This window comes from Shinella sp. GW821-FHT11G07 (genome assembly GCF_058808115.1).
Window position 1 is genome coordinate 42,861 of sequence record NZ_JBXARJ010000012.1, and the last position, 13,046, is coordinate 55,906.

Consider the following 13,046-nt stretch of genomic DNA (forward strand, 5'->3'; position numbering starts at 1 on the left):
CTAGAAGATGAGGGCGAAACGGCCTGCCGGACCATCCCGCCCCCAAACGGTGCGCTAGGCTCAGTTCTTCTTCACGCCCCAGGCCCGTTCCTTGTCGGCAGCCCAGACGTCGAAGCCTTCGATCTTGGCGCCGACGGCCGCAACAACCGGTTCATAGTAGAGACCGAAGATCGGCAGGTCCTTTGCCATCAGGGCGTGGATTTCCTTGAACACGGCCTTGCGAGCCTCGAAATCCGTGGTCTTGGTCGACTTGATGTAGAGTTCCCAAGCTTCGGGATTGTCCCATTGCGCCGTCGGCTCGACATCCTTGTCGCCCATGATGACGCCGTAAAACTGCGAGGGATCGAGGCGGGCGGAATAGCCGAAGGACTGCATCTGGAATTTCCCGGCCAGATAGTTGTCGAGTTGGGCCGCCCAATCCAGCACTTCCAGTTCCGCATTGATACCGGCGGCCGCCAGCATGGCCTGCACCAGGATGCTGTTCTCATACATGCCCTGGTAGCGCGTGTTGGACTGGATCTTAATCACCTCGCCCTTGTAGCCGGCCTCGGCGAGCAGCGCCTTGGCGGCTTCCGGATCATATGCAGGCCACTTCAAAAAGTCCTCGTCGAAATAGGCGCTCGCCTGCGGCACGCCGGAGGGATTGAACTCCGAGAGACCCGCCGTGCGCGCGGCGGCGATCTGCTTGAAATCGATCGCGTGGGCGATCGCCTGGCGCAGCTTGCCGTTCGACATCAAGGGGTCGGTCGTCTGGATCAGCATCGGCGTCAGCGAAAGCCCGGCCGTCGTCAGAACCTGGAGACCGCGCGACTTGGCGTCCTCGATGCGCTGGGATTCGAAGTTCGGCAGCACATCGACCTCACCGGCAAAGAGCGCAGTTTCGGCGGCAGATGTATCCGGGATGATCATGAACTTGGCTTCATCGACCAGCGCCGTGCGGTCGCCGGCATATCCGCTCGCCTTTTCCTTCGAGGGCTTGTAGCCGTCATATTTCTCCAGTGTGATGTATTGGCCCTTCACCCATTCCTTCAGCTTGAAGGAGCCGCTGCCGATTGCGGTATCGGCGATCCACTTGCCGTCTGGGCCGGCATTCTTCGGGCTGGCGACCCAGCCGTTGCACTGGATGTTGGCAAGCTGGGCAAGAAACAGCGCGCTCGGCTCGTTGATGCGGAAGACCACGGTGCGTGGATCGGGCGTTTCCACGGCTTCCACCTTCAGGCCCTGCGACCCGTCGAAGAAGGCATTGCAGAACCATTCGACACCGGTGGCGACACGGCGGTCCCAGTTCCATTTGACATCCGCCGAGGTGACTGGATCACCGTTGTGGAAGGTCGCACCTTCGCGGATCGTGAAGGTGTAGGTCTTGCCGTCATCCGAAACAGTCCAGGCTTCGGCAAGTGCCGGGCCGATACTCAGGTCGGCGCGAAAGCCCACCAGCGTTTCGAAAATGTGGTGCAGCACGGTATCGGTGTTGGCATCGCGGTCGATGCCCTCCGTGCCGCGAATATCGGCATTGATGCGGATGTTGAGCGTTGCGGCCTCGGCCGCGGCGCCAAACAGCAGGCCCGCTGCCAGCGCCGTCGAAATCAGGAATGTGCGCTTCATGGTGATCTCCGATTGTTCCCCGCTTTGTTATCGTCAGGAGCGCTCGCGGATTGCGCCCAGCGTTTCTGCAAAAAAGTCCTTCACCTTGCCGATAAGCTCATGATCGTCATGGGTGATGCCCGGCACGATGTCGTGACGCACCCGGATGCCGTGCTGCTCGAAGCTCTGCTTCAGGGAGCGCATGCGGTCGTTGCGGTTGGCACCGGCGCGGTCGGCGCCCGGCATGTACCAGGCGTCGTCCGGGGTGATGGTGATTTCCCAGGTTTCGAGGTCATCGCCGCCGATCACCATCTGCACGGCGACCTTGCGGATCGCCTCCACATCGACCGGCTTGCCGAAGACTTTTTCGAAATCGCGCACGCCGACCCAAAAGTCGTGGTCGAAATCGAGCAGCGTCACGACGCCCGGCGCGCCAATCGAGGCCGCGAGCAGGCGTTCGGGGTGGAGATAGAGGAACCGATGGGTGAAATGCCCGCCGCCGGAGAAGCCGTACATCATCACCCGGTCGCCTTCGATGCGGTATTTCTCCTGCATCTCGGCGATCATATCGAGCATGATCGCATCATAATGAAGGTCCCCGGCCCGCAGCATCTTGTAGGACGAAAGATCACCGGGAAAGCAGATGTTCGTCGGGAACAGCGGGCACAGGATGATGACGCCATTGGCCTCGGCGAAGTCGGCGAAGGCATCGCGGTAGGCCTGCATGCCGCGCTCCGTGCCGTGAACGATCACGGCCAGCGGATAGGTCCTGTCGCCGTCTTCCTCGTAGTCATCGGGAACATAGGCGCAATAGGCAAAGCGCTGGTCGAGCCGCGAGGCATAGACGGTCGTATGGCCGAAATCATAGTAGGAAAGTTTCTGGCCGTGACCGCTGACATTACGCATGAATAGTCTCCTCTCCGATCATTCACAAAGCTGCCGCGCTCGGCAGGATGGGGTGCTTAACCACGCCGGACGAAGCGCCTGCGAACGTCCGGTCGAGCAGCATCGCCGCGTCGAGAAGGCGGCGTGTATAGGCGTGTCGCGGGCGGTCAAAAATCTCGTCGCGCGTGCCGATCTCGACGATGCGGCCGTTTTCCATCACCGCCACGCGATCGGCCACCTGCTCCACGGCGCCGAGATCGTGCGAGACGAACAGGCAGGCGAAACCGTAGCGCGCCTGCAGGTCGCGAAAGAGTTTCAGGATCTGCTTCTGCACCGTCATGTCGAGCGCGGACACCGGCTCATCGGCGACCAGGAAGGCCGGGCGGCTGACGATGGCCCGGGCGATCGCGACGCGCTGGCGCTGGCCACCGGAAAGCTGGTGGGGGAAGCGCTGCGCGAATTCCGGCGCAAGCCCCACTTCGGCAAACACTTCCTCCACCCGGGCCTGCCGCTGCCGAGCATCCAGCCGTGGGTCGAGCTTCAACGGCTCGCCGACGATATCGGCGATGCGTTGGCGCGGATCGAGGGAGGAATAGGGGTCCTGGAAGACGATCTGGATCTGCTGCCGTAACGCGCGGCTTGCCGCATCGTGTCCAAAGGCCAGAGGTGTGCCTCGGAAGGCCATCGCGCCCGCGGACGGCGTGACGAGCCCGACGATCGCCCGGCCAAGCGTCGTCTTGCCGGACCCGGAAGCCCCGACAAGCGCCAGCGTCTCGCCCCGATTTATCGTCAGGTCGACGCCATGCACGGCACGTTTGCCCGCCGCCCTGCCGAAGAGTTTCGGACGGCCGGGATAATCGATGACGATGTCCTTGAGTGCAATCAGCGGCTCGGCCGAAGCGCTCGATGACCGGCTGCCGCCAGCACTGCGGCGCGGCAGGGCATCGACAAGGCGCCTGGTATAGTCGTGTTTCGGGGCGTGCAGTACTTGGGCAGCCTCGCCCTGCTCCACCGCCCTGCCCTTGTGCATGACAACGACGTTGCGCACATAGTGCGAGACCATGCCGAGATCGTGGCTGATCAGCAGGACGGCGGTTTCGTTCTCCTGCGTCAGCTCCACCATCAGATCGAGCACGTCGCGCTGGATCAGCGTATCGAGCGCCGTCGTCGGCTCGTCGGCAATCAGGAGCGCAGGCTTCAGCAGCATGACCGAGGCCAGCATGATGCGCTGGCGCATGCCGCCGGAGAACTCATGCGGATAGGCGACGAGGCAGCGGGCCGGGTCCTGGATGCCGATGCGCTCCAGCATGGCGAGGCTTCGGTCGCGGATTTCGTGTCTGCCGAGCTTGTGGTGCAGCGCCAACCCCTCGGCCATCTGCCTCCCGATGGTCATGGCCGGGTTGAGCGAGACCATCGGCTCCTGGAATACCATACCGATCTTGGCGCCGCGGATTTCGCGCAACCCGGCTGGCGGCAACGTGGTGAGGTCGGTTCCACGAAAACGGATGCGGCTTTCCGGCGTCGGTTCGAAAGGCGGCGGCAGGAGGCCGAGCACGGAGCGCGCCGCCATGGTCTTGCCGGAGCCGGATTCGCCGACCAGCGCCAACATTTCGCCGGCCGGCAGCGTAAAGTTCAGATTATCGACCACAGTATGGCCGTTTGGCCCCATGCGGACGGAGAGGTTCTCGACGGCGAGAACGGGCGCAGTTTCGTTCGCAACAGCCATCGGTTCAATCCTGCATCTTCGGGTCGAGCCAGTCGCGCACCGCATCGCCGAGAAGGTTCACGCCGAGCAGCGTGATCGAGATGCAAAGGCCGGGCAGAATGATGATGTGCGGCGCCTGGTTGATGTAGGGGCGACCGGTGGAGAGCATGTTGCCCCAGCTGGGGGCCGGCGGCGGCACGCCGAGGCCGAGGAAGGAAAGCGCGCTTTCCGACAGCACGACCCAGCCGAACATCGTCGTCGCCAGCACCATGATCGGCGCCAGACAATTGGGCAGCACATGCCGCAGCATGGTGACGATGCCGCTGTTGCCCATGACCCGCGAGGCCTCGACATATTCCCGCTCGCGGATCGACAGCACTGTGCCGCGCACGACACGCACGGCGACCGGCATGTAGGCGATGCCAAGGGCTATGATAATGCCATTGCGGCTGGCGCCGAACACGGCCATGAAGCCAAGCGCCAGCAGAAGGGCGGGAAAGGCAAGCAGCGCATCGTTGACCATCATCAGGATGCGGTCCGTCCAGCCACGCAGGAAGCCAGCGAGGACACCGACGATCGTGCCGAAGACGATGGCGAAGACGACCGTGGCAAAGGCGATCCAGGCGCTGGTCCGCGCGCCGTACATCAGCCGGCTTAGCATGTCGCGGCCGAACTCGTCGGCACCGAGCAGGTGCGCCGACGATGGCCCCTTCAAGCGGGCGAGCAGGTCGAGCTTTAGCGGATCGTAGGGCGCAAGCCAGGGGCCGAACACCGCGATAAGAACCAGAAGGCTGACGAAAACAATGCCGATCTGGCCGTTGAATCGCATGGCAGGAATGCCGAGCGCCCGCGCAATCATGCCGTCACCCTTGGATCGAGAAGCGGATAGAGGAGATCGACCAGAAGGTTGACCAGCACATAGAGGAAGGCGGTGAACAGCATGCAGCCCTGCACGACGGGATAGTCGCGGGCATAGATGCCATCCACCATCAGGCGGCCGATGCCGGGAATGGTGAAAACCATCTCGATGACGGCAATGTTGGCAAGCAGGCTGCCGAGAACGAGGCCGATCAGCGTCATGGTGGGTGCAAAGGCGTTCTTGAACGCGTGCCGCCACATGACGGTCGCTTCCGACAGCCCCTTCGCCCGCGCATGGGTGATGTATTCCAGCCGCGCCACCTCGATAGTGCTTGCCCGCGCCATGCGGGTGATCGAGCCGGACTCCACCAGAACCAGCGTCACCACCGGCAGGATGATAAAGAGCAGCGCGCTACTGAAATCGCGGCTGAACGGCACGTAGCCCACTACCGGCAGCCAGCCAAGTTGCAGACCGAAGATCAGCAGCAGCATCAGCCCGAGCCAGAAGCTGGGGATGGAGAGAAGCAGCGTCGAGGTCGCGATGACCGCGATGTCGCCGGCGCGGTTCTGCCGCCAGGCGGCGAACATGCCAGCTGGCACGGCAATCACCGTGGCGAAGAAGACGGCGACGACAACGATGGTCGCCGAAACCGAGAACCGCTCCAGCATCAAAGGCAGGACCGGCTGGCGTGTCGAGATCGATTGGCCGAAATCGCCGGTCAGGACGTTACCGAGCCAATAGAAATATTGCAGCACGATCGGCTGGTCGAAGCCCATTTCGCGCCGCAGAGCTTCCAGCTGGCCCGGCTGGGCGAGATCGCCCAGCATCAGCGCTGCCGGATCACCGGGGATCATCCGCATCAGCGCGAAAACGGCGATGGAGACAAGAAACAGCGTCGGGATCGCCGTAGCGATCCGGGTCAGGATGAAGCGGACCATCGTTTCCCTCCCCCAAGTGTTTCACTGGTGGCGCCGGCCGCCCGAACCAAAGCGTCCTCGTCCATCGCCAGTTCGTAACGCGTGAACGTGCGGTTGATCGCCGGCAGCGGCGCGATTTCCATCACACCCTTCGCCGGTTCGCAGACGATCATCGCGACCGTCGCCGACAGGTTGCCGCCGTCCTTGGCAAGCGGCGCGCGGCAGACGCAGAAGGGGGCGCCGAAATCATCGAAGAACGCGCGCTTCAGATCATCCGCACCAAGCTTGCCGCCGCTTTCCTGCAAGACCTTCAGTACACGATGATCGCGGTAGAGGCTGTCGGGCACGTTGGCGAGGCCGGTTTCCTTCAGCTTCGAAAGCGCGACAGCGCTCTGCCAATGGTTGGCATGCACGATCATCCCGCCCTGCGGGTGGATCGGGAAGGCTTCGTCGGGCGCGCATTCCAGATCGACCGCATAGCCTTCCGCGGTGCTCAGCATCATGTTGTTCGAGCCGGATTTCGGCGTGATGGCGACAACGCGCAGCGCCATGGCGAAATGCCGGGCCTCCAGCGCCCGGCGACGGATGAAGGGCAGCGGAATGCCCATCTCCCGATAGTCGCGGTCGCTTTCCAGATAGTTGGCGGTGATGGTGATGCCGGCGGAATTGAAGCCGCTGCGCGCAAGACCGCCGGCCTCGGTGAAGGTGAGGATATCGGGCCCGTCGTCGCGCAGGATGCGCAGCACAACCGAGGTGTCGGCGCATTCCGCACGCCAGTCCCAGTTCTGGCCATGGATGACGGTGCCGTCCCGCGTCACCTCCGGCAGAAGCACGGCGCCGGTGCAGCCGTCCGGCTCGTCATCGGCAACGCCCGCTTCGAGCCTGGCAAGCTGCAGCACCTCGGTGCGCGCATTGACCAGCACGATGGCCGACAGGCCGATACCTGCTCCCTCGGCAATGCCTTCCATTTCCGTCACCAGATCCGGTGCCCAATCACGGATACGCGGCAGGAAGAGGGTAACGAGCCGCTCGATATTGGCGTCATCGAAGCCGAGGCGGTGGAGCTGCTCGGTATAGAGGCCGGCGGAGAGGCGGATGCGTTCCCGCGCCTTCTCGCCATACATCCGACCACGCTCCCGCGGCGCACCACTGATTTCGATAAGGGGAAAGGGGGTGATCTCTGCCATATGCCTGTGCCTTGCTGTCCGTCTTTGATTGCAACGTAATGCATTTTGTATAAATGAAAAGCACTAATTTCGGAAAATTATGAGATCGCGTTGCGTTGTGTTATCGCTATAATGCGAACAGAGATGAGGATGACATGGACTATTCGGACGCCGACCCCTCGGACGGCCCCAGCACCTTGCAGCTCGATCTGGCCCGCCGGATCATCGACAGGATCCGTGATGCGGGTTTGAGCGTCGGCACCCGTGTGTACGCGCCGGAACTCGCGCGGATCTTCGGCGTATCGCGCTCACCGATCACCGGCGCGCTCGACCTGCTCGTGGAAAAGGGCGTGCTACAGCCGATGGAAACACGGGGGCTTCGCGTCGCGCGCGACGTCTCGACGCTCAACCTGAGCGAAATCCTGCCGAATTCGCCGATCGAGGATCTCTACCGGCAAATGCTGCGCGAGCGGGCTCAGGGCACGTTGCCGCAGGATGTTTCGGAAGCCGAACTCATGCCACGCTACGGCGTGTCGCGCGGCATCGTTCGCAAACTCCTGATGCGCTTTGCCGCCGAAGGCCTGGCGCAACGCCTGCCTGGCCACGGCTGGCGCTTCGTCGATACGCTGGTCGGCGAGGAGGCTTACCGCGAAAGCTACGAATTCCGCGCCATCGTCGAATGTTCGGCGCTGCGCACGCCGAATTTCAAGGTGGACAAGGACATAGCCGGACAGATTCGCCGCGCGCATGAACGCATCCTCAGCGACCCCGCCAGCCGCTCGGGCAGCGACGAGTGGTTCCGCGTCAACGCCTTCTTCCACGAAAACCTGGCTGGTTTTTCAGGCAACCGCTTCCTGACCGATTCGGTGCGCCACCAGAACAACCTGCGCCGCATGCAGGAATCCGCCGCCTTCTTCGAACTGCCCGCCGAACGCATCGAGCAATCCTGTCGTGAGCACCTCGCCATCCTCGACGCGGTGGAGAACGCTGATCTTGAATGGGCCGAAGCCCTGCTGCGCCAGCACCTGAAGCAGGCTCTGGAGTATGGGGGCGGGCGCGACGACAATGGCTGACGGTCAGCGCACCTAGAGCGGCGCCTTGTCCTTCCCCTCACCCGCCAGTGCGAGCATGTCGGAAAACAACGCTGCCCACTGCGCCTGCGTCAGATCGATGAGACCGAAGGCCTTGAGCAGAAAGGCTCCCTCGCCCGCGAGAAAGGCAAGCGCCGCCTTCCTGTCGGCTTCGTTCTCCATGTCCAGCCCCTCTAGGCGTTGGGTGTACCAGACCCGGGTGGAAGCTACTTGATCCGGGCTTTGCAGCAGCGCCGTCATCATGGCTGCGGAGCGGGAATGTTCGGCCTCGTCGCTGTCGCGGCTTGCCGCCAGATGCCCGCGGATGATGGCGCGCGGCGACCGGTCGCTGCCCGCATGCGCCGTCACATCGGCCTCGAAGCCGTTACCCCAGCGCTCGATCATCGCCCGGATCAGGTTCTCCTTCGTGCCGAAGCAATATTGCACGCCGCCCTTGGTGATGCCCGCCGCGCGCGCCACGGACTCGAAGGACAGGCCGGCAGCGCCGCTTTCCACCACGATGCTCTCTGCGGCATCCAGAACTTTGTCTCGATCAATGCTGCGCGGTCGTCCCGCCATTTTGCCTCTTCCATTTCAATACGATCGTATTTATATAGCTGCCCGAGCGCAGGGCAACCGTAAAAGCCATGCGAAGGATCAAAACCCAAGGATTACATCTATGTCTCGCGGTAAACGCTGGCTCGTTCTCGCCGTCGTCTCCAGTGCCCTGTTCCTGATCGTCATCGACATGACGGTGCTGTACACGGCCCTACCCGTCCTGACGCAGGCTCTATCGGCGAATGCATCCCAAAAGCTTTGGATCGTCAACGCTTATCCCCTGGTCGTGGCAGGTCTTTTGCCGGGGCTCGGCACGCTTGGCGACCGGCTCGGCCACAAGCAGATGTTCATGGCAGGCCTCGTCGTGTTCGGTGCGGCTTCCATCGGTGCCGCCTTCGCGCCATCGCCCGCGCTGTTGATCGCGGCGCGTGCGGTTCTGGCCATCGGCGCGGCCATGATGATGCCGGCAACGCTGTCGCTTATCCGGCTGACCTTCACCGATGAACGGGAACGCGCCCTTGCGATCGGCATCTGGGCGGCCGTCGCGTCGGGCGGAGCGGCACTCGGCCCTGTCGTCGGCGGGCTGTTGCTCGAATACTTCTGGTGGGGTTCGGTTTTTCTCATCAATGTACCGGTGGTGCTGGTTGCGCTCGCCGCAAGCGGAGTGCTGCTGACCCGACGCCCCGGCGACAAGAGCCGCCCGTGGGATCTTCTCGGCTCGATCCAGGTGATGATCGGCCTCGTGGGCATTACCTACGCCATCAAGGAAGCCGGCCGGCGTGATCCCTCCTGGGAGATGGCAGGCCTTACTCTTTTTGTCGGCCTCGTCGCCATGGCCCTGTTCATCCGCCGCCAGCGCAGCAGTGCCGCGCCGCTGATCGATTTTTCGCTCTTTGCCAATCCGCGCTTTTCGGCCGGCGTGGCAACGGCGCTTGTCGCCTCGGCAGCACTGATCGGCGTGGAGCTGGTTTTCAGCCAGCGGCTGCAACTTGTCCTGGGCTATTCCCCGCTTGAGGCAGGCCTTCTCATTCTGCCTATCCCCATCGCGTCCTTCTTCGCCGGGCCGCTGACCGGGCTGGCGTTGCCGCGTCTCGGTGGCGAACGCGTGCTCTGGGCCTCACTCCTGCTGACAGGCCTAGCGCTCGCCGTGTTCCTCGCCATTCACAACGGACCGACAGCATTCTGGCTCGCTGCGCTCGCGGTGATGGGTTTCGGCGTCGGCGCATCCATGACGGCCGCATCCACCGTGATCATGCTCTCCGCCCCCGAGGAACGGGCCGGCATGGCCGCTTCCGTGGAGGAAGTATCCTTCGAACTCGGTGGCGCGCTCGGCATCGCATTGCTGGGCAGCCTTATGTCCGCCCTGTATTCACGCTCGATGATCCTGCCCGCAGGAACCGAACACGCCACGCAGGCGCGCGACAGCCTGGACGAAGCCCTGATGCTCGCCGACCGGCTTGACCCCGGACAGGCCGAACGGATCATCACGCTCGCCCGCAGTGCATTCGACTCTGCCTTTGTCGGGGTGGTCTTCGCTGCGGCTCTGCTACTGGTCAGCGTCTCTCTCATCGTTCGCTGGAAGACTTCAACACGGTAGCGGGCTAGAGAAAAGAAGGATCATGCCGCACCAGGATCGCCGTGCGCCGCAGCGGCCGAGAACCACTCACGCACGCCATGGGGCGATCTCGTCGATCCAGGCGCAAGTGACGTTCACGAGCGCCGGGGCGATATAGCTTTCGCCCTGGCGTCGCGGGCGACGATGCGACGTCATTGCCTAGAATCGGACCGCGGATATCGAAGTGGTTCAAGCAGCCGGTGGCCAGAATGACCGCAGCGCCGCCCATCGGGTCGCCGCTTGACATCATCAGGTTTGGCACGCCCGTATCGACGAAAGAAGCCGCGAGAAAAACACTCAATACCATCCATCACTTCCCCGTGCGTAGCTCCCCACAGGGACTGCAACGCACTCGAAGCAAACGGTCAATCCGAGCACCCGGCAACCGACACGACGAAAGTGGTCCCGGCGGCGGTGAACTGGCCAACCGGTAGCGGCTCGCCCGAGGTTTTGACGGGACCAATCCCGGCGCCTTGCCGCCCGCTTCTTTTTCAGCCTATGGCAGTCGCCAACACACTGACACAGTCGCCGGGTTTCACCAGGCCCGGGAAATGGCGGGCGGTGAGAATGCCGTCCATTTTTGCCTTCACCTCCAGCGGTCGGGCACCGGTGCGGCCGATGGGATAGATGCGGGCGACAACCTCGCCGCACTTCACGTCGCTGCCGAGATCGAACAAGAATTCGATGAGCCCGCCGTCTTCGGCGAAGGAGAAGCAATTGCCGTCCGGCATGTCGAGCCAGGTGGTCTGCCCCGTCTCGACCGTGCCCTTGAGGATGCCCGCCGCCTTCAGCACATTGGCGACGCCCTTTCTGGCAATAGCTGCGCTTTTGGCGGTGGCCGTGCCGCCGCCGCCGAGTTCGGTGGTGATGAAGATCTTGCCCATGTCCTCGGCTGCCGTGTCGTACATGCCGACGGCGTCGATCTCCAGCATCTTCATCGACCAGGGCGCGCCGAAGGCGCGGACGAGGTCGAAGGCCTTCGCCTCCTGCACCTTATCGGGCAGAATATGGGCCGCGCAGAACGGCAGGAAATCGAGCGTCTTGCCGCCCGAATGGAAGTCGAGCAAGATATCGGCAAGCGGCAGCAACGTGCGTTGGAAATAGTCGGCGATCTTCTGCGTGACCGTGCCGTCCGGCGCGCCCGGAAAGCTGCGGTTCATGTTGCCCTTGTCGATCGGCGAGGTGCGCGTGCCCGACAGAAACGCCGGGTAGTTCATCGCCGGCACGATGATCACGCGGCCCGTTACAGTCTCTGCCTTCAGCGTCCGGGCGAGATCGAAGAGCGCGATCGGCCCCTCATACTCGTCGCCGTGGTTGCCGCCGGTGAGAAGGGCCGTCGGCCCCTCCCCGTTTTTCACCACGGTCACCGGGATCATCACCGAGCCCCAGGCGGAATCGTCACGACTGTAGGGCAGGCGCAGAAAGCCGTGCTGCACACCGTCGGCCGAAAAATCGACCGTCGGGCTGATTGGTGATGGGCGGAGTGTGCGTTCCGGCATGGCTCAGTCCTTCACGAGAAGCTTGCGCGGCACGTTGGCCAGGCATTCGACCCCGGTTTCGGTGATCAGGATGCTTTCCGTCGTCTCGAAGCCCATGTCTTCGAGCCAGAGGCCTGTCATGAAGTGGAAGGTCATGCCGGGTTTCAATTCGCTCCTGTCGCCGGGGCGCAGGCTCATCGTGCGCTCGCCCCAGTCCGGCGGATAGGAGACGCCGATGCCATAGCCCGTGCGGTTGTCCTTCACGATGCCGTACTTCTTGAGCACGGCGAAGAAGGCATTGGCGATGTCCTCGCAGGTATTGCCGGGCCGCGCCTTTTCCAGCCCCGCTTCCATGCCTTCGAGCGTCGCCTTTTCCGCATCGAGAAACGCCTGCGTCGGCTTGCCAAGGAAGACCGTGCGCGAAAGCGGCACGTGGTAACGGTTGTAGCAACCGGCGATCTCGAAGAAGGTGCCTTCGCCGGATTTCATCGGCCGGTCGTCCCAGGTCAGATGCGGCGCGGACGCCTCCACGCCCGAGGGAAGCAGCGGCACGATCGCCGGGTAGTCGCCGCCGATGCCGTCCACGCCGCGCGTGCCGGCGTCATAAATTTCCGCGACGAGATCGCATTTGCGCATGCCGACCTCGATCGTGTCGAAGATGCGTTGGTGCATCGTTTCGACGATACGCGCGGCATTGCGCATGTAGCGGATTTCCGTCTCGCTCTTGACCGCGCGCTGCCAGTTGACGAGCGCCGTGGCATCGACGAAGCGGGCATTCGGCAGGTGTTTCTGCAAGGAAGCGAAGGCGGCGGCGGAAAACCAGTAATTGTCCATCTCGACGCCGATCCTCAGCCTGTCGAGGCCGCGCTCGGCAAGCTTGGCCGCGAGATAATCCATCGGGTGGTGCTCTGTGGACTGCACGTAGTGGTCCGGATAGCCGATGATGTTTTCATGTTTCAGATAGGCGGTGAATTTCGCGCCGCTGGCATCCTGGCCGCGGCCGTACCAGATCGGCTCGCCCGTTGGCGGCACGACGACACATTGGTGCACATAGAAGGACCAGCCGTCATAGCCCGTCAACCAGTTCATGTTCGACGGGTCGCTTGCGATCAGCACGTCGATGCCCTTGGCTTCCATCGCCTTTCGCGTCTTTTCAAGACGCGCTTGATACTCCGGAAGTGAGAACTTCAGGTTCGCTTGTTTCATCGG

General features: G+C 63.1%; 12 protein-coding genes. 2 read left to right on the top strand and 10 right to left on the bottom strand.

The genetic code is table 11. The features are described from left to right. Positions 1 to 60: 60 nt before the first annotated feature. From AC1RT2_RS22330 to AC1RT2_RS22355, 6 genes are read right to left on the bottom strand one after another with little or no spacing between them, the layout of a single operon-like run. Positions 61 to 1,605: an ABC transporter substrate-binding protein gene (locus tag AC1RT2_RS22330; RefSeq protein ID WP_493105431.1), complete on the bottom strand. Its 1,545-nt coding sequence runs from the start codon at positions 1,603 to 1,605 to the stop codon at positions 61 to 63. 33 nt (positions 1,606 to 1,638) lie between these two features. Then, the gene (locus tag AC1RT2_RS22335; RefSeq protein ID WP_493105432.1) at positions 1,639 to 2,490 is read right to left on the bottom strand and encodes an alpha/beta hydrolase; all 852 of its coding nucleotides are present in this window, start codon (positions 2,488 to 2,490) and stop codon (positions 1,639 to 1,641) included. Between the two features lie 22 nt (positions 2,491 to 2,512). Further along, a complete protein-coding gene (locus tag AC1RT2_RS22340) occupies positions 2,513 to 4,195 on the bottom strand; it encodes an ABC transporter ATP-binding protein (RefSeq protein WP_493105433.1) in 1,683 nt (560 codons plus the stop codon). Between the two features lie 4 nt (positions 4,196 to 4,199). Next, entirely contained in the window at positions 4,200 to 5,012 is an 813-nt protein-coding gene (locus AC1RT2_RS22345) for an ABC transporter permease (protein WP_493105682.1), read from the bottom strand. A 17-nt stretch (positions 5,013 to 5,029) separates the two neighbouring features. After that, positions 5,030 to 5,971 carry an ABC transporter permease gene (locus AC1RT2_RS22350; RefSeq protein WP_493105434.1) on the bottom strand — a complete coding sequence of 314 codons (942 nt, stop codon included), beginning with the start codon at positions 5,969 to 5,971 and terminating at the stop codon, positions 5,030 to 5,032. Continuing rightward, positions 5,953 to 7,137 (bottom strand): C45 family autoproteolytic acyltransferase/hydrolase, encoded by a 1,185-nt coding sequence (locus tag AC1RT2_RS22355; RefSeq protein ID WP_493105436.1) that lies wholly within the window; start codon positions 7,135 to 7,137, stop codon positions 5,953 to 5,955. The genes AC1RT2_RS22350 and AC1RT2_RS22355 overlap by 19 nt, the downstream gene beginning before the upstream one ends. Before the next feature lie 134 nt (positions 7,138 to 7,271). Here AC1RT2_RS22355 and AC1RT2_RS22360 point away from each other — a divergent pair, with 134 nt between their 5' ends. Further along, positions 7,272 to 8,189: a GntR family transcriptional regulator gene (locus AC1RT2_RS22360; protein WP_493105437.1), complete on the top strand. Its 918-nt coding sequence runs from the start codon at positions 7,272 to 7,274 to the stop codon at positions 8,187 to 8,189. A 12-nt stretch (positions 8,190 to 8,201) separates the two neighbouring features. On the opposite strand, the gene AC1RT2_RS22365 is transcribed toward AC1RT2_RS22360, so the two are convergent. Next, a complete protein-coding gene (locus AC1RT2_RS22365) occupies positions 8,202 to 8,765 on the bottom strand; it encodes a TetR/AcrR family transcriptional regulator (RefSeq protein ID WP_493105439.1) in 564 nt (187 codons plus the stop codon). 100 nt (positions 8,766 to 8,865) lie between these two features. On the opposite strand from AC1RT2_RS22365, the gene AC1RT2_RS22370 reads away from it, so the two are divergent. After that, entirely contained in the window at positions 8,866 to 10,341 is a 1,476-nt protein-coding gene (locus AC1RT2_RS22370; RefSeq protein ID WP_493105441.1) for an MFS transporter, read from the top strand. Positions 10,342 to 10,345: 4 nt separating this feature from the next. Here AC1RT2_RS22370 and AC1RT2_RS22375 read toward each other — a convergent pair whose 3' ends face one another. From AC1RT2_RS22375 to doeA, 3 genes are all read right to left on the bottom strand, one after another. Beyond that, a complete protein-coding gene (locus AC1RT2_RS22375) occupies positions 10,346 to 10,666 on the bottom strand; it encodes a hypothetical protein (RefSeq protein WP_493105443.1) in 321 nt (106 codons plus the stop codon). Positions 10,667 to 10,850: 184 nt separating this feature from the next. After that, a complete protein-coding gene (gene doeB / locus AC1RT2_RS22380) occupies positions 10,851 to 11,858 on the bottom strand; it encodes a N(2)-acetyl-L-2,4-diaminobutanoate deacetylase DoeB (protein WP_493105445.1) in 1,008 nt (335 codons plus the stop codon). Between the two features lie 3 nt (positions 11,859 to 11,861). Further along, positions 11,862 to 13,043: an ectoine hydrolase DoeA gene (gene doeA, locus AC1RT2_RS22385; RefSeq protein ID WP_493105447.1), complete on the bottom strand. Its 1,182-nt coding sequence runs from the start codon at positions 13,041 to 13,043 to the stop codon at positions 11,862 to 11,864. Between the last annotated feature and the right edge of the window lie 3 nt (positions 13,044 to 13,046).